We start from the raw sequence: 19,784 nt of genomic DNA, 5'->3' as shown, positions 1-19,784 counted from the left end.
CGTTGATGTCTTTGATGGTTTGGTTGGGCCAGGACAAAGCGTTTGTTGGTAATAACGATTTGCGGGGCTTTTGGCAATTTGCCAGCGGTCTCAACCAAATATGGGGCTTTGGTGCCGGGGATTTGCCGCCTGTTTCAGTTTATGATGAAATATCATTTCATGAATGTGGTGCTAAGAGGTGAAATCAACCCTTTTTCGCGTGCTTTGCGCCAAACATTGGCAATTTATCGGTAATTCGGCTAACAAAAAATCAGAAGAGGCAAACAAACCAAAAGACCATCTGAAGGAGGAAACATGCGTTCTTACGATCTGGTGAAGGGGATCGGTGCGATCACCCGTCGTTCCCTGTTGGCAACCGCCCTTGGCGCCATGGCATTTGGTGCCGTTTCATTCGGGCCGGGTGCCGCGCAGGCCGCTGATAAAATCAATATTGCGACGCTGGCATTCGTATCAAGCTCGCCGCTGTTTATCGCCAAGGAAAAGGGCTATTTCGAGGCCGAGGGCCTTGATGCCGAACTGACCTTCTTCCGTGCGGCACAGCCGGTTTCGGTCGCGATTGCATCGGGTGATGCCGATTTTGGTGTCACGGCATTTACCGGCGGGTTCTTTAACCTTGCGGGCAAAGGTGCGCTTAAGGTTATTGGCGCACAGCTTCATGAAGAACCGGGTTATGACGGTTCGGCCATTCTGGCCTCGAACGCGGCGTTTGATGCCGGTCTGACCTCGGTCGATAAGCTTGGCGGTCACAGCTTTGCTCTGTCGCAGGTTGGTTCATCCTTCCATTACATGATCGGGAACGTTGCCGAAAAGGCCGGTGTTGATATCGAAAGCATGGAGTTGAAGCCGCTTCAGTCCGTTCCGAACATGATCGGCGCGCTTAAAAGCGGTCAGGTCGACAGCATGATCATCGTCCCGCATATCGCCAAACCGCTGGCAAATGCCGGTGCCGCGCATATCATTGGCTGGGTCAAGGACTACGTTCCCTATCAGGTCGGTGGTCTGTTTACCTCGACCAAAAATGTTGAAGAACGCCGTGACGTGGTCGAGAAATTCGTGCGTGCCTATCAGAAAGGCGTTGCCGATTACCGTGCTGGCCTTTTGGCGACCGATGCGGATGGCAAGCTGATTGAAAGCGACAGCACGAACGAGATCCTCGAAATCGTTCACAAATATGTCTATGCCGAAGACCCGGCAGAGAAGGCCTATCCGAAAATCCGTAATGGAGCGATGTTTATTACCGAGGAAGGCAAACTTGATGTCGAAGACGTCAAGGCACAGGTCAAATGGTATCAGGATCGCGGCTTTGTCGATGCAAGTGCCAATCCTGATGAATTCATCGATACCAGCTTCATCGCACCCCTTGGTCAGTAAGCTGATGTGATTTTCAAACCGGGCCGAAACATCCGTGTTCGGCCCGGTTGTCTTTTGGAAAACCCGTTTTCCAAAACTGTCATCCCTGTTGTTTCATTATCCAAAGAGTTGGCCATGCGGCTTACCATCAAAAATGTCAGCCATCGTTACGATCAGGTCGAAGCATTGCGCGACATTGATCTGACGATTGAACCGGGCGAGGTCGTTGCCCTGATTGGGCCTTCGGGCTGCGGGAAATCGACATTGTTGTCGATCATTGGCGGAATGCTTGCCCCGACATCGGGCGAGGTTCTGATTGATGATCAGGCAAAACCCGAAGGGTGCCTTAACCCGCTGACATATGTGTTTCAGGATTTCGCATTGCTGCCCTGGCGCACGGTTGCGGGCAATATCAGTCTGGTGCTGGAAGATCATCCACTGTCCAGGGCCGAACGCGATGCCCGGATCGAAGAAGTTCTGGCGCAAACCAATCTGTCCGATTTCCGCGATGCCTTTCCCAAGCAGCTTTCAGGCGGCATGAAGCAGCGTGTTGGCATTGCCCGCGCCCTTGCGGTGCGCCCGGCAGTGTTGCTGATGGATGAACCCTTATCGGCCCTTGATGCCCAGACCCGCATTCTGTTGCTTGACGAGTTTTCCGATCTGTTTGCGCGCACCGGCATGACCGCAGTTTATGTTACCCATAACCTGAATGAAGCGGTGCGTTTGGCCCATCGGGTAGTGGCATTGCGCCGCCGTCCGGGCACGATCAAGGAAATCCACAGCATTGATATCCCGATCCAGGACCGCCGCGAAGGTCTGCCCGAACTTGTTGCCCATGAAGGCGCACTTTGGAACCTGATCCGGGACGAGGCGATTGCAGCGGATAAGGAGCTTGAAAATGTCGCGTGATGTTGCAAACAGCAGTTCTGAAAACGCGGATAACAAGGTCCGTTTCCGCGCCACCGGCTTTAACCCCAAGGCCAACCCGGTTGCGGCTTGGGCAAGTTTTGTGGTGGTGATTGTCCTTTGGCAACTTGGATCATCGACGGGGTTTATTTCCGACCTTGCGATGCCAAGCCCGGTTGCCGTGGCCGAAGCCCTTTGGAAGCTGATTGTGTCGGGTGATCTTTGGCGTCATCTGGGCGCGTCCCTGCAACGTCTTGCCGTTGGCTGGATATTGGGGACGGTTGCGGGTCTTGTTGTCGGGTTTATGGTGGGGATGTTTACCTGGGCGCGCTCGCCCGGTGTGGCACTTGTATCGGCGCTGTTCCCGATCCCGAAAATCGCGCTTTTGCCATTGTTTATCATCTGGTTTGGCATTGGCGAGCCGTCAAAGTTTGCGACCATTGCCTTTGGCGTGTTTTTTCCGACCGTGATCAATACGTTTGGCGGGGTCGATAACGTTGCGCGCAATCTGATCCGCATGGGGCAAAGCTTTGACATGCCGATGTGGTCGGTGATCCGAAAGATCATCCTGCCCGGTGCGTTGCCGACCATCCTTTCGGGTTTCCGTATTTCATCCTCGATCGCGATTATCCTTTTGATCGCAGCCGAGATGATCGGGGCGCAATATGGCATTGGCGCATTGATCCTTGCCGCCGGTCAGCTTTACCAGACCGATCAGTTGATTGCCGGTGTGGTGGTTTTGTCACTTTTGGGGCTGTGTGTATCCTGGTTGCTTGGCAGGCTTGATCGCTGGTTGCTTGGCTGGCGCTAGGCCATTGCACGAAACATGGAAAAGCCGGGCATTTGCCCGGCTTTTTTTATCGGTGATTGTTCCTGAACTGAGCCGGGGGTATTCCGGCCTTCTTGGCAAAGAAGCGTGAAAAATATCCGGCATCGCGAAAACCCAGTTCATCGGCGATCTGTTGGATGGCGATGTCGGTATAGATCAGGGTGCGCTTGGCTTCCAGCATCAGGCGGTTTTGCACCACTTCGCTTGCGGTCATGCCATAGATATCCTTGGCGATGCGGTTAAGCTGGGTGGTGGTCACGCCGATTTCACGGGCATAGAATTCAAGCGATTTATGCTGCTTGTAAAACCGTTCGACCAGCATCTGGAATTTGCGAAACTTTGCTGTTTTCAGTTCCTGCCGTGACAGGTGGGCGGGGTCGCCCTGTGGGGCGGTGCGCCCGATATCAAGCAAAAGCAGCCCAAGAATATGGCGCAGGGCAAACAGGCGTCCGGTATTGTGGCTGTAATATTCACGCGCCAGTTGCGATATCAGAAAATCGGCCGGTCCGGTTGCCGGTTGGTCATCGGCGAGATTGGTATCAACACAAATTGCCTGATCAAGGCGGGCCAGCAATTTGGGGGCAGGGGCCAGAATTTGCTGCAGATGATAATCGGTCAGTGAAATCACCCAGCCATCAATATCATCACTGAATTTAAAGCCATGCACTGTGCCCGGCGGGACTGTAATCAGTTGTCCGGTCTGCATGGTCAGGTGCTGATCATCAAAGCTGATCTCGGCATGACCGGCGGTGATATAAAGAAGCTGAAACAGGTTGGTGTGACGATGCGGCTTGATATGCAGGTCATGCAGGCGGGACCGTTCCGGGATACTTTCAAGGTGAAAGAATTCCGGTTCCGTGACCGGTTGCTGATCACTGAGTTTCGGTCTCTCGGCTATGTCCCAGTCGAACCCGTCCGGCACCGTCTCGGCACAGTCGGTATCACGTTCGCCATATAGTTTGTAGATTGGGATACTGTTGCGCACAAGCGACCTTCATTTCTAGAAAATTGTGAATGATCTACTATGGAATATGATGCTGTGTCTCCTCTTAGGTTGTTAGTTCTTATTGATTTTTGAGGTTCTATTCTGGTGTGTGATAATCGTAGAAATGCTCTGGAGATACATTGATTTTTATTGGTTTTTCGGGGTCGTCTTCTAGAAAGCCTTCTGTGAAAATTACGATTCTCCACTCATCTTGTAGAGTAAATGGTTCAATAGGAGGTTTTCTTAATGCATCGGTATTAATTGATCTTATGCTCAGTTCTCCGGTAGAGATTGCGGCCCCTTGACTGTTGTCAGAGACTGTCAATGCTGTGTGTTGGTAGGAAACTTGCCCATACCTGTATGCGTGGACAGGTATTTGTTGTGATACTTGATGACAAACTTCTATGGATAACTTGAATAGGTTCTTTATTCCTAAGGTATATTTTCCAAATTCATCACGTGTTTGTTTTTTGATAGCGGTTCCGTGCATTGACATAATGTAGTGAGGGACTATTTCACATCCAATGTGCCCATCTCCTATAATTGAGACGGGAGGCGAATCTGGCGAAGAAATATTTAACCCCAATGATGTTTGTGTAGTGTTGATACCTTCTTTGTCATCTCTACGAGTAATGTCTTCTATTTTTTGATAGAAACGGTTTGACCTGAGCCATACAGAACCACATTCCATAGTTGAATAGTAGACTTCTTTCGAGACTGTTCGGAAAATTATTGGTTGGTTCAATTCAGTTTTAACGTTCATTGTTCTGTCTTTGATGTGTTGGTTTGCTATATTTTAGTATTCGGAAATTCTAAGTTTGAAGCTGTAAAGAGAACAAGAGAAAAAGAAAAGCCAGCCATCGGAAATGGCGGGCTTTGAAGATCGGCTTTGTCGCGGTTATCCGCCCAGTATCGAGGGCACGAATAATGTCAGGATCGGGACAAAGATCAAAAGCAGGATACGGACAATCTCGGCTGCAAAGAACGGCATTACCCCGCGGAAGGTCTGGCTCATGGGGACACCCTTGGCCAGCGCGTTGATGATAAAGACGTTCAATCCGACCGGCGGGGTTATAAGCCCCAGCTCCACAACAATGAGCGCGAGAATACCGAACCAGATTTTAAGGTCCTCGGTCCCCATGCCATAGGCTGCCGTTGCCGCCGTTGCCCAGTCCCCGCCATTGATATCAACAAGGGCAGGCCAGAAGAACGGGATCACAACCACGATCATGGAAAGGCTTTCCATGAAGCAGCCCAGAAGGATCAGGGCCAGCAACATCAGAACCATGATCAGCCAGGGATCAAGGCCGCTGGTCGCGGCGGCTTCTGCCATATAGGCCGGGAGGTTGGCACGGCTGAAAAAGCCCTTGAGGATTTCCGCACCCAAAAGGATGAAGAAAATCATCGAAGACGTGATCGCCGTATCCTTAAGCGATTGACGAAGACCTGCCCATGTCAGGCCACCCTTGCCACGCCAGCGCATGTAAGCGCCATAGGCAAGGATCGCAAACACACCCACACCGGCCGCCGGGGTCGGCGTAAACAGGCCGGCACCCAGACCCAGAATGATCGATCCGAAAATCACCATCACCGGGATCAGACGCAGAAGGGCTTCTTTGCGTTCAGCCGCGGGCATCGGTTCGGGTTTCGGGGCCAGTGACGGGTTCAGGCGGACCTGAATGGCAATCACAGCCATAAAGAACACAACGGCAATCAGGCCGGGAATGATCGCAGCCTGGAACATCTGAATGATCGATGCTTCGACCGTCACCGCATAGATAACCAGTGCGACCGATGGCGGGATCAGGATGCCAAGTGTTCCGCCCGCTGCCAGCGTACCGGTTGCCAGACGCGGCGAATATTTCAGGCGGTCAAGTTCCGGAAGGGCAACCTTGCCCATGGTTGATGCAGTTGCAAGCGACGATCCGCATACCGCACCAAAACCGGCACAGGCACCGATGGCCGCCATGGCAACACCGCCACGGAACCGGCCGAGTATGGCATTCACGCCCTGGAACAGATCGCGCGAAAGATTGGCCTGACTTGCCAGATAGCCCATCAGGACAAACAGCGGCACCACGGACAATTCATAGTTCGACACAATCCCGTATAGCAGGGATTTGAACTGCTGAAGATACGGGTCAAAGCGCAGGAACGGGAAGAACAGGCTAAGCACATAGTTGCCGCCGATCCCGACACCAACCATCGCCAGACCAACCGGAACACGCAAAGCCAGAACGAAAAAGAGAACAGCAAGGCCACCAAGGCCGATTAATTCGCGCTCAGACATCGGCCTCTCTTTCGAAAATCTGACCCCCGGCAATCGCGGCCCACAGGAACATCGAAATGATGCCCGGAACATAGAATGGCCAGATCGGCCAGCCGAGAATTGCAGAAAGGGTATTGTCGCCACGAACCTCGATCAGGCCATTGACCATCATGTAACCAAGGAACAGCGCCAGTGCGGTCATGCAAATACCCGAAATCACGTCAACCGTGCGGGCAAACCATGCCGGAAACATTTTGATAAACACGTCAACGGCAACATGACCGCGACGTGCCTGGCAGTAGGGGAAGAACATCAGAGCAGCCGAGCTGACGATCATGCTGACAAAATCTTCATAGCCGATAATGGCGGGGAAGTTGGCGTCAAACAGCCGGGCTATTTTGTCCAGACCAAAGGCGGTAACGTTGACAATCGTTACAACGGCAATCAGCAGGGCAAGCAGGCCGCCAGCAACGGCAAGCCAGGATGCAGCCTTGTATAGCACGTTTTTCATATGTCTAACTTTTAGCGGGAAAAAGAGGGTCACGCGTCAATATGATACGTGACCCCACAAGATTTTCCAGTAACTACGAAAAGTTACTTGGCGGTATGGGCCAGAACGGCTGCTTTGGCGTCCGCAACGAGTTTCGCGCCATCAATGCCGTTGGACTTGGATTCTTCGATCCAGCGATCAACAACCGATGCAGACGCATCGTCGAAGGTTGCTTTTTCAGCAGCGGTCAGCTGAACAACCTGGCCTTTGCCTTCGTTGATCATCTTTTTGCCGACTTCTTCAACATTGTTGAAGACATCGCCAATTTCTGCTGCGAAATCACGGCCCGAGTTACGGTCGATGATTTCCTTGAGATCATCCGGAAGGCTTTCGTAACGTTCCTTGTTCATTGCGAACAGGAAGGTCGAGGTGCCAAAGCGCGAATTTGCGCCTTCGCCTTCAACAGAATAGGAAATCAGTTCTGCCAGTTTCAGCGGCGGAACAACTTCGAATGGAACCAGACCGCCGTCAACAACGCCAAGCGACAGTGCCTGCGGCAAAGCCGGGACCGGCATACCGACCGGTTCTGCGCCCCAGGATTCAATCACCCAGGAACCGGTACGGGTCGGGGTACGAAGTTTCAGACCTTTGACATCGTCAACGGTGCGGACTTCTTTGTTCGTCAGATGGATCGCCTGACCTGCATGAACATGTACGGCCAGCGTATGAACGTCTTTAAGGTCTTCGGCGAATTCGTCTTTCAGGTCCCACATCGCAAGGTTGGTTGCGCGTGCATCACCAAGGTGAACGCCTGGCAGTTCGAAAACTTCGATGCGCGGGAATACGCCCGGGGTGTAACCCGGAAGGGTCCAGACGATGTCAGCAACGCCGTCACGAACCTGACGATACAGTTCCGGCGGGTTGCCGCCGAGCGACATGGACGGGAAGATTTCAAACTTGATACGGCCGTTTGATTCTTCTTCGATTTTCTTTGCCCAAGGTTCGATCATCTTCGACTGGGCCGGTGCTTTCGGACCCAGGAAATGGTGAACGGTCAGGGTAACTTCCTGTGCGTGGGCACCGAACGACACCATGGTCGCGACCGCTGCACCCGCCAGCAATTTGGTGATGTGTTTCATTCTTCCTCCTTTGAACGTCTTGTCGCGTTCATGCATTCGACAAACGTTTCAGCCACGATGCGCATCTAGCGTACGAAGTTTTCCAAGATTCTTGATTATTGTTTTTATTATTCTTTTTTGGCATGGACTGCGTCTGGCGCAATTCTGCCATGCCGAATTGGAAACAATCTAATAGGGACGAGATGGTTATGTATAATGATATGTCCGCACATATGCATAACCAAACGATTATGTATTCATGTCCGAATGGGTCGCGTGATGCCGGGTGGCTTCTTCACGGACTGCATTGATCAGCATTTCCACGGGTGGCGAGATCGGCGAATCAATTCTGGTGGTCAGGCCGACGGGCCCGAATGTATCACTGGTGTCGATGGGCAGTTCCACCAGATGGCCCTCGGCAATGTCGGATGCAACAGCCCCGTTCGAGATAATCCAGATGGCATCTGTTTCACGGGTAAAGGCACGCCCGAATGATGTTGAAACCGTTTCGATCCGGTCGGGCAGGGCACCGATCCCGTGTGCAATCAGCATCTTGTCGACCGTGGGATGAATGATGGCATGTTTTGGCGGCACCAGAACCGTGAATTCGCGAATACGGGTGATGTCGGGGTTTTCATCGGTCAATAATGGATGCCCGGGACGGGCGACCAGTGAAATATGTTCCGAATATAAATGTATGAATGAAAGACCCGACATCTGATCGGGTTCGGCCAGTCGTCCAACCACCAGATCAAGTTCACCAACCCGCAATTGCCCCATCAACATCATGTTTGGACCGGCAACGACCTTGACCGTCGTATCGGGGCTGAGTGATTTGAACCGGCGAATGGCATTGGGCATCACGCTTGCCGCAACCGTTGGCAATACGCCAAGATTAATCGACAGGCCGCCTTGCATACGGACCTGGCTGATGCTGTCGACCCCTTGACGAAGGGCGGTGACGCTGGCCCCGGCATAGCGCAAGAACACCTTGCCAAAGTCGGTCAGGGTCACGCCACGCTTGGATCTGTCAAACAAGCGCGCATCAAGATGTTCTTCGAGCTCGCGAATGGTTTTGGAAACTGCGGGCTGGGTGATCGCCAATGTATCGGCGGCCTTGACGACACTGCGTTGACGGGCAACTTCCAGAAAACAGGTGAGGTGGCGGAATTTAATGCGTTGATCAAGCATGGTGCCCAGACCGCGTGGTTATCGAACAAAGTTATCGCGCTTCAATTATAATTATATAGTTATGCAAAATACGCAATTCCTCATTTTACATAACCAAAACCATCTGCGAATGTGGGCGCAATTAAACAGGGTGGAAACGACATGAGTTTACAAGTCGCCCCGATCAACGGGACACATATCCATTACAGCCAGACAGGACCAAAAGACGCGCCTGTGCTGGTGTTTTCAAACTCTCTCGGTACTGATTTTCGCATCTGGAACGATGTGGTCGCGGCATTGTCTGCGCGTTTTAACATCGTGACGTATGACAAGCGCGGTCACGGTCTTTCGGGCATCGGGAATGCGGAATTTGATATTTCGCTGCATGCCAATGACCTGATCGGACTGCTTGATTATCTGGGTCTGGGTGAAGTGATTATTTGTGGTCTGTCTGTCGGCGGTCTGATCGCCCAGAAGGTGACCGAATTGCAGCCCGAACGCGTTCGTGGCCTTATCCTGTGCGATACCGCGCCGAAACTTGGCGATTATGCCGGCTGGAACACCCGGATCGAGGCGATCAAGGCCGACGGGATCGAAGTTCTCGGCGATGCCATCATGGAACGCTGGCTGTCGCCGACTTTCCGCAAGGACCGTCCGCTTGAAACCGCGATGTATCGCGACATGCTGGTACGGACCACCGAGGCCGGTTACATCGGCACCTGTGTGGCGCTGCGCGATGGTGATCTGCGTGATGCGGCGGGCAAAATTGCCGTCCCGACATTATGTATCTGTGGATCGGACGATCTGGCGACACCGCCAGATGTGGTGCGCGAAATGGCTGCCATGATCCCCGATGCGGAATTTGAATTGATCGAAGGGGTCGGGCATTTGCCATGCATCGAAACCCCGGAATTGCTGACCCGGTTGATCGACCGATTTACCAAGGAGAAGAACCTTGTCTGAGAGCCGGTATGACATTGGCATGAAAACCCGCCGTTCTGTTCTGGGCGATGCACATGTGGATCGTGCGTCGAAAAACATTACGGAAATCGACGAAGGTTTTCAGCGCTATATCACTGAAAATGTCTGGAACGGTGTCTGGACAAGCGACAAATTCACCAAGCGCGAACGTTCGATTGTCACCATTGCCCTGCTTGCAGGTCTTGGTCACGAAGAAGAACTTGCGATGCATATCCGGGCGACCCTGAATACCGGGGCAACGCGCGATGATATCCGTGAAGCCCTGATGCATGTTGCGGTTTATGCCGGCGTTCCCGCCGCCAATACGGCATTCCGCATTGCCAAACAAGCCTATGCCGAGATCGACGCGGCATCCAAGGGAGAATAAGCCACATGTCTACCTTTAAACCGCGTGACTGGGGATCCCACGCCCCGTTCATCGCACCGGGTTACAAATCGACCATCCTGCGTGGTCCGTCCCGTGCTCCGCTTGCCATCAAATCGGGCCTGACCGAGGGCACCGGCCCGCGTTTTGCCCCGGCGGCCGTTCGCGAACTTGATTTCGACCTGACCAAGAACGGCGTTGTGAATGGCGAACCGCAGGGCGAGCGCATTGTTGTTCATGGCCGTGTCATGGATACCGATGGTCGCCCGCAGCCCGATATTCTTGTCGAAATCTGGCAGGCGAATGCGGCAGGTCGTTATGTCCACAAGGTTGACCAGCACGAAGCGCCGCTTGATCCGAATTTCCGTGGTTCGGGCCGTTGCTTTACCGATGCGAACGGCAACTACAAATTCTATACCATCAAGCCGGGAGCCTATCCGTGGGGCAACCATTTCAATGCCTGGCGTCCGAACCATATTCACCTGTCGCTGTTCGGTCCGGGCTTTGCCACCCGTCTGGTTACCCAGATGTATTTCCCGGGTGATCCGCTGCTTGAACTTGATCCGATTTTCCTTGGTACCGAGGACGCGGCTGCCCGCGAACGTCTGATTGCCAAATTCTCGATCGACAAGACCGAGGAGGGCTTTGCCCTTGGTTATCAGTTCGACATTGTCCTGCGTGGACGCAACGGCACCCCGATGGAGAATTAAGTCATGGCTTATGGTGAAACCCCCTCACAGACGGTTGGCCCGTATTTCGCCTATGGCTTGACCGCAGGCCAGTACGGTTACGACTTTACCGATATTGCCGATCCGGTTGTTGCCGGGCAGGACGCCAAGGGTGAGCATATCCGCATCACCGGCACGGTGTTTGATGCCAATGGCGCGCCGGTCAATGACGCGATGATCGAAATCTGGCAGGCTGACGCCGATGGCGTTTATAGCGAAAAGCCGGTTGATGTTGCTGATACCGGTTTCCGTGGTCTTGGCCGTTGTGGCACTGGTACGGATGCGAAAAACCGCTTCTGGTTCGATACGGTCAAGCCGGGCGTCGTTGCCGATGCCGAAGCCCCGTTTGTCAATGTGATCGTCTTCATGCGTGGCATGCTGGTGCATGCCTTTACCCGGTTCTATTTCGATGATGAGGCAGAGTTGAATGCAAAAGACGCTGTCTTGCAATCTGTGCCTGCGGATCGTCGCGGCACCCTGATTGCCAAGCGTGTCGAAACCCCGACCGGGACCGAATACCAGATCGATATCCACATGCAGGGGGACGCGGAAACCGTGTTCTTCGACGTGTAAGTTGATCTGGCGCGATGGCTGCGTCCGCTGCTTTGGGGAAAGCCGGCGATCGCAGCCATCGACCTTATTTCCTGCGCTGCCGGGGCATATGTCCCGCACAAGTAATGTTTTGGTTTGATACCACAGGAGTTAGCCGTGGTTGCACGTTTCATGTCGCTTAAAGAGGCTGTCGCGTCCTGCGTTAAGGATGGCGATACCATCTCGATGGAAGGCTTCACCCATCTTATTCCACATGCCGCCGGGCACGAGATCATCCGTCAGGGCATCAAGGATCTGACCCTGATCCGCATGACGCCCGATATGATCTATGATCAGTTGATCGGTGCCGGTTGTGCCAAAAAACTGATCTTCTCCTGGGGCGGTAACCCGGGCGTTGGTTCGCTGCATCGTCTGCGCGAAGCCGTTCAGGAAAACTGGCCGCACAAACTTGAGATCGAGGAACATTCCCACGCGGCAATGGCCAATGCCTATGACGCCGGTGCAGCCGGTCTGCCATGTGCGGTGTTCAAAGGGTATCGTGGTGCAGAATTGCCCCGTGTTAACCCGAACATCAAGTTCATCAAATGCCCGTTCACCGGCGAAAGCCTGGCTGCGGTTCCGTCGATCCGCCCGGATGTGACGGTTGTTCACGCCCAGAAAGCCAACAAAAAGGGCGATGTCCTGTTTGAAGGCATTGTCGGTGTTCAGAAAGAAGCCGTTCTGGCAGCCAAAAAATCCATCGTGACGGTAGAAGAGATCGTTGATGATTTCGGCGATATTTCCTCGAACGCTGTGATGCTGCCGAACTGGGCTGTTACCGCGATTGTTGAAATCCCGGGTGGGGCACATCCGTCCTATGCGCAGGGGTATTACAAGCGCGACAACGCGTTTTACAAGGCATGGGATCCGATTGCCCGTGATCGCGAGGCCTTCCAGGCCTGGATCGAAGAACATGTCATGAATGGCGGTCCCGAAGATTTCGCGGCCAAGCGTGAAGCAAACAAAGGCTAGGCGGAGAAAAGATCATGGTTGAATATACCCCGACTGAAATGATGACGGTATCCGCCGCACGCGCGCTTAAAAACGACGATGTGTGCTTTGTTGGTATCGGTATGCCGTCTGCGGCCTGTAACCTGGCCCGTCTGACCCATGCACCTGACATCACCCTGATTTATGAAAGCGGTACGATTGGCACCAAGCCGGACGTTCTGCCGCTGTCGATTGGCGATGGCGAGCTGTGCGAAACCGCTGTGAACACCGTTCCGGTCCCGGAAATGTTCCGCTACTGGCTTCAGGGCGGTAAAATCTCGGTTGGTTTCCTTGGTGCGGCCCAGCTGGACAAGTTTGGCAACATCAACACCACCGTGATTGGTGATTATGATAACCCCAAAGTCCGTCTTCCGGGCGGTGGCGGTGCGCCGGAAATCGCAACGAGCTGTGGCGAAGTCTTCCTTGTGATGAAGCAAAGCAAACGCGGTTTTGTCGAAAAGATCGATTTCGTGACCTCGCTTGGTCATGGCAAGGGTGGTGATGATCGCGCATCCTATGGCGTTGATACCAAGGGTCCGTCGCGTCTGATCACGGATCTTTGCATCATGGAACCGCACCCGGTTGGCAAACAGTTCATTGTGACGTCGATCCATCCGGGCGTAACCCGCGAAGAAATCATCGAAAATACCGGCTGGACTGTTGAGTTTGCCGACGAAGTCGCCGAAACTGCGATCCCGTCCGAGAAAGAATTGCAGGTTCTGCGTGAACTGCATGCTCGTACCGCCAAGGCCCATGCGGGTCAGCAGTAAGAGTAATAACAAGGATCTTAGAAATGGCTGACGCATATATTTGCGATTATATCCGTACCCCGATTGGCCGCTTTGGTGGCAGCCTGTCGCAGGTACGTGCCGACGATCTTGGTGCTGTGCCGCTTAAGGCGCTTGTCGAACGCAATCCGGGTCTGGATTTTGCAGCGGTCGAAGATGTTGTGTTTGGTTGCGCCAACCAGGCCGGCGAAGACAACCGCAACGTCGCGCGGATGTCGACCCTTTTGGCCGGTTTGCCGGAAACCGTGACCGGCACGACGGTCAACCGTCTGTGCGGTTCGGGTATGGATGCGATTATCATTGCTGCCCGTGCGATCAAGGCCGGCGAAGCCGATCTGATGATTGCCGGTGGTGTTGAAAGCATGTCGCGTGCGCCGTTCGTGATGCCCAAGGCATCTTCGGCATTCTCGCGCAATGCAGAAATCTATGACACCACCATTGGCTGGCGTTTCGTCAACCCGGTGATGAAAAAACAGTACGGCGTGGATTCCATGCCCGAAACCGGTGAAAACGTTGCCGAGGATTTCAATATCTCGCGTGCGGATCAGGATGCCTTTGCTGTGCGTTCACAGGAAAAGGCCGTTGCTGCCCAGCAGAATGGAACCCTTGGTCAGGAAATAACCCCGGTGACCATTCCCCAGCGTAAGGGGGATGCGATTGTCGTTGATGCCGACGAACATCCGCGTTCGGGGACCACGGTTGAAACCCTTGCCAAATTGCCGACCCCGTTCCGCGAAGGCGGTTCGGTAACGGCGGGTAACGCGTCGGGTGTCAATGACGGGGCGGCTGCCCTGATCATCGCATCCGAGGCCGCAGTCAAAAAATATGGTTTGAACCCAATTTCCAAGGTTGTTGGCGGTGCGACCGCGGGTGTTGCTCCGCGCATCATGGGCTTTGGCCCGGCACCGGCATCGAAGAAGCTTCTTGCACGTCTTGGCTGGACCACCGAACAGCTTGATGTGATCGAACTGAACGAAGCATTCGCATCACAGGGTCTTGCGACCCTGCGTGATCTTGGGATTGCCGATGATGATGCGCGGGTGAACCCGAATGGTGGTGCGATTGCCCTTGGCCATCCGCTTGGCATGTCGGGTGCGCGTATTGCCGGTACGGCAGCGCTTCAGCTTAAACGTACTGGCGGCAAATATGCCCTGGCAACCATGTGCATTGGTGTCGGTCAGGGTATTGCGATTGCGCTTGAAGCTGTCTAGGACGGCTTGGCCTTTGCCGATCTGATCAAAGATGCCCCTGTGCCGTGATGACGGGCAGGGGCTTCTTTTTGCGTTATTGACCAATCTGGTCCCCGGCGCGACACTACCAACTTGATTTTGCACCTGTTTACGCGGTGGATTACCCATAATGACGATTTCGCCCTTTGATTCCGCCCTGCTGGGCAATCTGTTTTCCGATCCGGAAATTGCCGCCCTGTTTGATGACAAGGCACAGATTGCCTCGATGCTGTTGTTTGAATCCGCCCTTGCCGCGGCCGAGGCCCGCGCAGGTGTGATTCCGGGCGAAAGTGCCACACGCATCGCCGACGTTTGCCGCGAATTCAATCCTGATCCGGCATCGCTTGCTGCGGGAACGGCAAGTGCCGGTGTGCCGGTTCCGGCGGTGGTCAAGGCATTGAAGGCCGAAATTGGCGGCGATGACGCACGTTTTGCGCATTTTGGCGCGACCAGTCAGGATGTGGTCGATACCGGTCTTGTCCTGCGTCTGCGCGATGCCATCGGGGTTATCCGCCGTCGCATCCGCAAACTGGCCAAGGCACTGGCGCTTCATGCCGATCATCATCGCAATACGGTGATGATCGGACGGACCCGCTCGCAACAGGCGGTTCCGACGACCTTTGGCCTTAAGGCCGCCGGATGGCTGGCCCCCTTGGTTCGGATTGATCGCCGGATTGAAAGCCTGTCGGCTGATTTACTGCGCCTGTCCTTTGGCGGAGCGGCAGGGACGCTGGCCTCCATCGGGGCGAAGGCCGCCGAGGTTGAAAGCAATCTGGCCGAGGAACTTGATCTTCCGGTTTCTGACATGCCTTGGCATGCCCAGCGTGATGTACTTGTCGATTTTGCAAGTCAGTTAACAGCGTTAACCGGCGCGCTTGGCAAAATGGGGCAGGATCTTGTGTTGCTTGCGCAATCGGAAATCGCCGAAGTGCAGCCGGGCAAGGGCGGCGGGTCATCGACCATGCCGCACAAATCCAACCCGGTTCAGGCGGAAATGCTTGTCACACTGGCGCGGTTTAACGCCGGACAGCTTGGCGTTTTCAGCCAATCGCAACTTCATGATCATGAACGATGCGGGTCAAGCTGGCTTCTGGAATGGCTGACCTTGCCGCAGATCATCATTGCCGCGGGAACCGCATTGGCGCAGGCGGTTGATATGGTCCCCGACCTTAAGATCAATACCAACCGCATGGCCGAAAACCTTGAATTGTCACGTGGTGCTATGCTGGCCGAGGCGGCGACATTTGCCCTTGCCGATCATCTGGGGCGCGATGCTGCCGATAAGCTGGTCAAGGAAGCGATTGCCAAATCAGCGGCAAACGGATCGAACCTGTTTGACGAATTACCAAGCCTGACCGATGCGCCGGTTGATTGGGCACATGTGCGCAATCCTGCCAACTATGTCGGGCAATCCGATTTGTTTATCGATCGGGTTCTGGGCGCTGCAAAGCGGGGTTTCCGGGAGTAAGACACAAAAAAGGCTGCCGAAAGGCAGCCTTTTTTGTGCGGCGGTCAACGTGGTGCGCGCAATCGTTTTTCGACGGCGAAGTTATGGATTGGAACACCATTGACTTCAAAGTCGCGCCGTTCAACCACGGTAAACCCCTGTTTAAGCAGGAAGGACTTTGCAAGTTCGCTGGCCTCTGAATAGAGCTTGCCGACATCTTGCGATTTCGCCTTGGCTTCAAGGGCGGCGTATAGGGTTGCGACCACGCCGGTCCCGGCAACATCGGGTGATGCATAGAGAAACCCGATATGGCCATCACGTTCAAAATCGCCAAATGCAACAACCTGATCGCTGTCATCAACCGCGACCAGTCCGCAGCGTCCGTCATTCATGATTTCTGTAAAACGGGCCGGGCTTGGTTCCAGACCTGCCCACACCGCGACCTGTTCGGAACCGTATTTTTTCGGGCCCAGTTCCTGAACCGCGCGGCGATAAATGGCCGACAGAGTTTGGGCATCTTCATCACGAAATGGACGAATGGTGATCATGCAGGTAAATCCCAAGCGGCGTCAAAGAACTGAATTTCAAGTTCTGTTGCACGGCGGAAGAATGACAAACAGCTTTGACGTTCGCTGTCTGACAGGGTGGGGCCGACCAGATCAAGCTGACCATTCAAATAGGCGACCACACTTTCAAAATAGTCGCCGATATGCAGATCAAGCCATTCATAATACCAGAAATCTTTGGGGCGAACAGCAACCGCGCGATTTACCCGATCCGCCCAGCCAAGATACGTCCCCTCGGCAACGGCCAGGACCGCCAGCATCTCGGCATAACTGTTGCCGTTGGCGGCATCTGCCATCAATTGTTTGAAGGATACAGTTGCGGGCCAGTCGGGCTGATCATTGCGTTCTGCCTCGGTAACGCCAAGGGCGACAAAGGACCGTTCGAAATAGGTGTTTTCTTCGCCGGTAACCAAGGCCAGAAACTGACAGCCGGGAATACGGTCCTTCAGGTTCGGGGCGCGCGAAACGGCTGCTGCCAAAAGGGCGACAAAACGGTCAAGGAAACGGTGATCCTGAATAAGGTAGTCAGCAAGATTACGCGCAGGTACAGCGGCCTGACCCCAGGCATCGGTGAAGGGATGATGGGTAACGCGGTGCCAGTCATCGGCAACAGATGCCTTCAGCCAGTCTGAAAAGACGCCATCCGGATTGGCTTGTTTCCATTCGGGGAAATCGATGGTGATACTGGCAATTTGATCAGACATGGGACATTTCCTTAAGGCTTTGATTTTCCTTCTTGTGGCATGACGGCGAAACAGGGGCAAGTGCGGTGATGGGCGATAATGATATCGCGCAAACCGGGCAGGGCGATTGATGCTTATCAATGTAAATTAATGCATATTAATATATTGGTTTATTATTGCTTATTGGTTCCCAAGGAGGTTGTTATGGCCAATGTCGGAATGATTGATCGGATCTTGCGTGCCTGTGCCGGTGTTGTCTTGCTGGCGCTGCCATTTGTTATGGCATCCCCGGAAGGCGGCATGGCATTTGGGGCTTATGGCTGGGTGATGATTGCGGCTGGTGTGGTGATGCTGGTGACGGCGGCCATGCGGTTTTGCCCGCTTTATATGTTGCTGGGATTGCGGACCTGTCCGATCTCGAAATAGATCATTGTCCGTAGTCCTGCGCAGCAATTTCTGTTCGAGCTGTTGCCGTCGGCACGTTATAGTGTCATCGATATCTTTTACGGTGTCCGCGACGTGCCCGCTTTGGCGGGGAGCATGTAATGACACCATCGGCAATGAATAACGGAACAGAAAAAATGAAACGCCTGAGCGACGACCTGACGGTATCCCCGCAATTGCCCCTTGATGCCATCGACGAGATTGCCAAGGCCGGTTACAAAACCATTATCTGTAACCGCCCGGACGATGAAGACCCGGGGCAGCCTTCCTTTGCCGAGATTTCCGCCAAGGCCGAAGCCGCAGGCATCAAGGCAATCTTCCAGCCGGTGGTCAGCGGCAATGTGACCGATGCAGATGCCGACGCATTTGCTGCCAATCTGGCCGAAGCCGCCAAGCCGATCTATGCCTATTGCCGGACCGGCACCCGATGCACGATCCTTTGGTCGCTGGCAAATGCGGGAAATATGCCGGTACAGGACATTATCAAATCGGCATCCGATGCCGGTTATGACATGTCACCCTTGATGCCGCGTATTGCTGCACGTGCCTGATCCCGAATGTGTTTGTGCGATGGGGTGAATTTGCCCCATCGTATAATCGCGCGGCACGCCTGCCAAAATTGCACTATCGATTTTTAACAAATCGTGGCGATATGACATGATGGTTCAAGACCATATGTCTGTTTCCTGGTTTTGGTGCGAGTGTGACTGTGACTGCGAAGACGTTCGAAACTGCCAATATTACCTTTCGATTGGCTGTGCCCGGCGACATTGATGCGCTGTGCGAAATTGAAAATCAGTCCTTTGAAATCGATCGCCTGAACCGTCGTGCGTTTAAACGTTTCGTCGGCAGTGAAACCGCCCGCCTGAATGTTGCATGCCATGATGGCACTGTGATTGGCTATGCGCTGGTAATCTTTCGGCGCAACGTTGCTTTGGCGCGCCTATATTCACTTGCTGTATTGCCCGACATGCGCGGGCAGGGAATTGGCTGCCAATTGGTAACGCGGGCCGAGGAAGCCAGCCTTGATTTTGGCGCGCCGATCCTGCGTCTTGAAGTCAGTCAGAAAAATGGTCGGGCGATTGCGCTGTTTGGTGAACTCGGATATCGGGAATTTGCGCTTTATCCCGATTATTATCCGGATCATTCCAATGCCTTGCGCATGGAAAAGGTATTGGTGCCCAATGCGCTTTCCCTGCCATCACCGATCCATTTCTATCACCAGACCTTGCCATTCACCTGTGGCCCGGCGGCCCTGATGATGGCGATGAATGCACTTGATGCATCACTTGAACTGGATCGCAGCCTTGAAATTGCCCTGTGGCGTGAAGCAACCACCGTTTTCATGACATCGGGGCATGGCGGGTGCGGGCCGCTTGGCTTGGCGCTTGCCGCCAATCGGCGCGGTTTTGACGCCGAAGTGCTGAGCAGCCGTGACGGTCCGCTTTTTGTCGATACGGTGCGCAAACCCAAAAACCGCGAAGTGGTCGAACTGGTGCATTATGATTTTGCCGCACAGGCCCAAAAGGCCGGTATTCCGGTCACATCCGGGCCGTTTGGCGTGGCAGAAATTGAACAGCGTGCCAAGCAGGGGAAAATGGCACTGGTTCTAATCAGCCAGTACCGCATTTACGGTGACAAAATCCCGCATTGGGTTGTGGTATCGGGCTTTGATGACAGGTTCGTTTATGTCAGCGACCCTGACATCGGCGAAGATCATGAACCGTTTACGGGCAGTGACTGCCTGTCGGTGCCGATCCTGCGCAACGAGTTTGATCTGATGGCGCGCTATGGGCGCGACAAACTGCAAGCTGCTGTTTTCATAGATAAAAAGGCCGGGTGAAGCCCGGCCTTTT

Annotated in this window: 23 protein-coding genes; 15 read left to right on the top strand and 8 right to left on the bottom strand. The window is 54.0% G+C overall.

The window, feature by feature from the left end; all coding sequences use genetic code 11:
- The first annotated feature begins 5 nt into the window (after positions 1 to 5).
- The 4 genes from TH19_RS22775 (at position 6) to TH19_RS16170 (ending at position 3,067) form a co-directional block, all read left to right on the top strand.
- The gene (locus TH19_RS22775; RefSeq protein ID WP_181846442.1) at positions 6 to 182 is read left to right on the top strand and encodes a hypothetical protein; all 177 of its coding nucleotides are present in this window, start codon (positions 6 to 8) and stop codon (positions 180 to 182) included.
- A 112-nt stretch (positions 183 to 294) separates the two neighbouring features.
- Complete coding sequence (locus TH19_RS16180; protein WP_114103394.1) at positions 295 to 1,371, top strand: ABC transporter substrate-binding protein; 1,077 nt, start codon at positions 295 to 297, stop codon at positions 1,369 to 1,371.
- A 114-nt stretch (positions 1,372 to 1,485) separates the two neighbouring features.
- The gene (locus TH19_RS16175; protein ID WP_114103448.1) at positions 1,486 to 2,259 is read left to right on the top strand and encodes an ABC transporter ATP-binding protein; all 774 of its coding nucleotides are present in this window, start codon (positions 1,486 to 1,488) and stop codon (positions 2,257 to 2,259) included.
- Positions 2,249 to 3,067, top strand: coding sequence for an ABC transporter permease (locus TH19_RS16170; RefSeq protein WP_114103393.1), 819 nt, complete (start codon positions 2,249 to 2,251; stop codon positions 3,065 to 3,067). The genes TH19_RS16175 and TH19_RS16170 overlap by 11 nt, the downstream gene beginning before the upstream one ends.
- A gap of 46 nt (positions 3,068 to 3,113) precedes the next feature.
- Here the strand turns inward: TH19_RS16170 and TH19_RS16165 are convergent, their stop codons facing one another.
- From TH19_RS16165 to pcaQ, 6 genes are all read right to left on the bottom strand, one after another.
- The gene (locus tag TH19_RS16165) at positions 3,114 to 4,070 is read right to left on the bottom strand and encodes a helix-turn-helix domain-containing protein (RefSeq protein WP_114103392.1); all 957 of its coding nucleotides are present in this window, start codon (positions 4,068 to 4,070) and stop codon (positions 3,114 to 3,116) included.
- A gap of 97 nt (positions 4,071 to 4,167) precedes the next feature.
- Positions 4,168 to 4,833 carry a hypothetical protein gene (locus tag TH19_RS16160; protein ID WP_114103391.1) on the bottom strand — a complete coding sequence of 222 codons (666 nt, stop codon included), beginning with the start codon at positions 4,831 to 4,833 and terminating at the stop codon, positions 4,168 to 4,170.
- Between the two features lie 135 nt (positions 4,834 to 4,968).
- Positions 4,969 to 6,360 (bottom strand): TRAP transporter large permease, encoded by a 1,392-nt coding sequence (locus TH19_RS16155; RefSeq protein WP_114103390.1) that lies wholly within the window; start codon positions 6,358 to 6,360, stop codon positions 4,969 to 4,971.
- Complete coding sequence (locus TH19_RS16150) at positions 6,353 to 6,850, bottom strand: TRAP transporter small permease (protein WP_114103389.1); 498 nt, start codon at positions 6,848 to 6,850, stop codon at positions 6,353 to 6,355. The genes TH19_RS16155 and TH19_RS16150 overlap by 8 nt, the downstream gene beginning before the upstream one ends.
- Before the next feature lie 83 nt (positions 6,851 to 6,933).
- The gene (locus TH19_RS16145) at positions 6,934 to 7,968 is read right to left on the bottom strand and encodes a TRAP transporter substrate-binding protein (RefSeq protein ID WP_114103447.1); all 1,035 of its coding nucleotides are present in this window, start codon (positions 7,966 to 7,968) and stop codon (positions 6,934 to 6,936) included.
- A 228-nt stretch (positions 7,969 to 8,196) separates the two neighbouring features.
- The gene (pcaQ, locus tag TH19_RS16140; RefSeq protein ID WP_114103388.1) at positions 8,197 to 9,138 is read right to left on the bottom strand and encodes a pca operon transcription factor PcaQ; all 942 of its coding nucleotides are present in this window, start codon (positions 9,136 to 9,138) and stop codon (positions 8,197 to 8,199) included.
- 141 nt (positions 9,139 to 9,279) lie between these two features.
- On the opposite strand from pcaQ, the gene pcaD reads away from it, so the two are divergent.
- The 8 genes from pcaD to TH19_RS16100 all read left to right on the top strand — a co-directional run bounded on the left by pcaD (position 9,280) and on the right by TH19_RS16100 (position 16,256).
- The gene (gene pcaD, locus TH19_RS16135; RefSeq protein WP_114103446.1) at positions 9,280 to 10,080 is read left to right on the top strand and encodes a 3-oxoadipate enol-lactonase; all 801 of its coding nucleotides are present in this window, start codon (positions 9,280 to 9,282) and stop codon (positions 10,078 to 10,080) included.
- Positions 10,073 to 10,465: a 4-carboxymuconolactone decarboxylase gene (gene pcaC / locus TH19_RS16130; RefSeq protein WP_114103387.1), complete on the top strand. Its 393-nt coding sequence runs from the start codon at positions 10,073 to 10,075 to the stop codon at positions 10,463 to 10,465. The genes pcaD and pcaC overlap by 8 nt, the downstream gene beginning before the upstream one ends.
- Positions 10,466 to 10,470: 5 nt before the next feature.
- On the top strand, positions 10,471 to 11,172 hold the full coding sequence (pcaH, locus tag TH19_RS16125; RefSeq protein WP_114103386.1) for a protocatechuate 3,4-dioxygenase subunit beta: 702 nt from the start codon (positions 10,471 to 10,473) through the stop codon (positions 11,170 to 11,172).
- 3 nt (positions 11,173 to 11,175) lie between these two features.
- The gene (gene pcaG, locus TH19_RS16120; protein WP_114103385.1) at positions 11,176 to 11,763 is read left to right on the top strand and encodes a protocatechuate 3,4-dioxygenase subunit alpha; all 588 of its coding nucleotides are present in this window, start codon (positions 11,176 to 11,178) and stop codon (positions 11,761 to 11,763) included.
- A 135-nt stretch (positions 11,764 to 11,898) separates the two neighbouring features.
- Positions 11,899 to 12,753, top strand: a complete 855-nt coding sequence (locus TH19_RS16115) for a CoA transferase subunit A (RefSeq protein ID WP_114103384.1) — start codon at positions 11,899 to 11,901, stop codon at positions 12,751 to 12,753.
- 14 nt (positions 12,754 to 12,767) lie between these two features.
- Entirely contained in the window at positions 12,768 to 13,541 is a 774-nt protein-coding gene (locus tag TH19_RS16110; RefSeq protein ID WP_114103383.1) for a CoA-transferase subunit beta, read from the top strand.
- Between the two features lie 23 nt (positions 13,542 to 13,564).
- Positions 13,565 to 14,770, top strand: a complete 1,206-nt coding sequence (gene pcaF, locus TH19_RS16105; RefSeq protein WP_114103382.1) for a 3-oxoadipyl-CoA thiolase — start codon at positions 13,565 to 13,567, stop codon at positions 14,768 to 14,770.
- Positions 14,771 to 14,918: 148 nt separating this feature from the next.
- Entirely contained in the window at positions 14,919 to 16,256 is a 1,338-nt protein-coding gene (locus TH19_RS16100; RefSeq protein ID WP_114103381.1) for a 3-carboxy-cis,cis-muconate cycloisomerase, read from the top strand.
- Positions 16,257 to 16,300: 44 nt separating this feature from the next.
- Here the strand turns inward: TH19_RS16100 and TH19_RS16095 are convergent, their stop codons facing one another.
- Both TH19_RS16095 and TH19_RS16090 read right to left on the bottom strand, forming a co-directional pair.
- Positions 16,301 to 16,783 (bottom strand): GNAT family N-acetyltransferase, encoded by a 483-nt coding sequence (locus tag TH19_RS16095; protein WP_114103380.1) that lies wholly within the window; start codon positions 16,781 to 16,783, stop codon positions 16,301 to 16,303.
- A complete protein-coding gene (locus tag TH19_RS16090; protein WP_114103379.1) occupies positions 16,780 to 17,505 on the bottom strand; it encodes a TenA family protein in 726 nt (241 codons plus the stop codon). Before TH19_RS16090 ends, TH19_RS16095 begins: the two co-directional genes overlap by 4 nt.
- Positions 17,506 to 17,688: 183 nt before the next feature.
- On the opposite strand from TH19_RS16090, the gene TH19_RS16085 reads away from it, so the two are divergent.
- The 3 genes from TH19_RS16085 (at position 17,689) to TH19_RS16075 (ending at position 19,771) form a co-directional block, all read left to right on the top strand.
- Complete coding sequence (locus TH19_RS16085; RefSeq protein ID WP_114103378.1) at positions 17,689 to 17,910, top strand: YgaP family membrane protein; 222 nt, start codon at positions 17,689 to 17,691, stop codon at positions 17,908 to 17,910.
- 155 nt (positions 17,911 to 18,065) lie between these two features.
- Positions 18,066 to 18,479 (top strand): protein tyrosine phosphatase family protein, encoded by a 414-nt coding sequence (locus tag TH19_RS16080; protein ID WP_114103445.1) that lies wholly within the window; start codon positions 18,066 to 18,068, stop codon positions 18,477 to 18,479.
- 158 nt (positions 18,480 to 18,637) lie between these two features.
- Positions 18,638 to 19,771 carry a peptidase C39 family protein gene (locus TH19_RS16075; protein ID WP_181846441.1) on the top strand — a complete coding sequence of 378 codons (1,134 nt, stop codon included), beginning with the start codon at positions 18,638 to 18,640 and terminating at the stop codon, positions 19,769 to 19,771.
- The last annotated feature ends 13 nt before the right edge of the window (positions 19,772 to 19,784 follow it).

It is taken from the genome of Thalassospira profundimaris, from assembly GCF_003326675.1.
Classification (GTDB): domain Bacteria; phylum Pseudomonadota; class Alphaproteobacteria; order Rhodospirillales; family Thalassospiraceae; genus Thalassospira; species Thalassospira aquimaris.
Note: the sequence above shows the minus strand (reverse complement) of the source record. Positions and strands in the feature narration are given on the sequence as shown.

Excerpts from the sequence above, each read along its gene's own strand:
- TH19_RS16180 (WP_114103394.1), top strand. The coding sequence starts at position 295 with ATGCGTTCTTACGATCTGGTGAAGGGGATCGGTGCGATCACCCGTCGT.
- TH19_RS16085 (WP_114103378.1), top strand. The coding sequence starts at position 17,689 with ATGGCCAATGTCGGAATGATTGATCGGATCTTGCGTGCCTGTGCCGGT.
- TH19_RS16150 (WP_114103389.1), bottom strand. The coding sequence starts at position 6,850 with ATGAAAAACGTGCTATACAAGGCTGCATCCTGGCTTGCCGTTGCTGGC.
- pcaQ (WP_114103388.1), bottom strand. The coding sequence starts at position 9,138 with ATGCTTGATCAACGCATTAAATTCCGCCACCTCACCTGTTTTCTGGAA.
- TH19_RS16145 (WP_114103447.1), bottom strand. The coding sequence starts at position 7,968 with ATGAAACACATCACCAAATTGCTGGCGGGTGCAGCGGTCGCGACCATG.
- TH19_RS22775 (WP_181846442.1), top strand. The coding sequence starts at position 6 with ATGTCTTTGATGGTTTGGTTGGGCCAGGACAAAGCGTTTGTTGGTAAT.
- TH19_RS16110 (WP_114103383.1), top strand. The coding sequence starts at position 12,768 with ATGGTTGAATATACCCCGACTGAAATGATGACGGTATCCGCCGCACGC.
- TH19_RS16175 (WP_114103448.1), top strand. The coding sequence starts at position 1,486 with ATGCGGCTTACCATCAAAAATGTCAGCCATCGTTACGATCAGGTCGAA.
- pcaH (WP_114103386.1), top strand. The coding sequence starts at position 10,471 with ATGTCTACCTTTAAACCGCGTGACTGGGGATCCCACGCCCCGTTCATC.
- TH19_RS16170 (WP_114103393.1), top strand. The coding sequence starts at position 2,249 with ATGTCGCGTGATGTTGCAAACAGCAGTTCTGAAAACGCGGATAACAAG.
- TH19_RS16080 (WP_114103445.1), top strand. The coding sequence starts at position 18,066 with ATGAAACGCCTGAGCGACGACCTGACGGTATCCCCGCAATTGCCCCTT.
- pcaD (WP_114103446.1), top strand. The coding sequence starts at position 9,280 with ATGAGTTTACAAGTCGCCCCGATCAACGGGACACATATCCATTACAGC.
- TH19_RS16155 (WP_114103390.1), bottom strand. The coding sequence starts at position 6,360 with ATGTCTGAGCGCGAATTAATCGGCCTTGGTGGCCTTGCTGTTCTCTTT.
- pcaG (WP_114103385.1), top strand. The coding sequence starts at position 11,176 with ATGGCTTATGGTGAAACCCCCTCACAGACGGTTGGCCCGTATTTCGCC.
- TH19_RS16095 (WP_114103380.1), bottom strand. The coding sequence starts at position 16,783 with ATGATCACCATTCGTCCATTTCGTGATGAAGATGCCCAAACTCTGTCG.
- TH19_RS16100 (WP_114103381.1), top strand. The coding sequence starts at position 14,919 with ATGACGATTTCGCCCTTTGATTCCGCCCTGCTGGGCAATCTGTTTTCC.
- pcaF (WP_114103382.1), top strand. The coding sequence starts at position 13,565 with ATGGCTGACGCATATATTTGCGATTATATCCGTACCCCGATTGGCCGC.
- TH19_RS16090 (WP_114103379.1), bottom strand. The coding sequence starts at position 17,505 with ATGTCTGATCAAATTGCCAGTATCACCATCGATTTCCCCGAATGGAAA.
- TH19_RS16160 (WP_114103391.1), bottom strand. The coding sequence starts at position 4,833 with ATGAACGTTAAAACTGAATTGAACCAACCAATAATTTTCCGAACAGTC.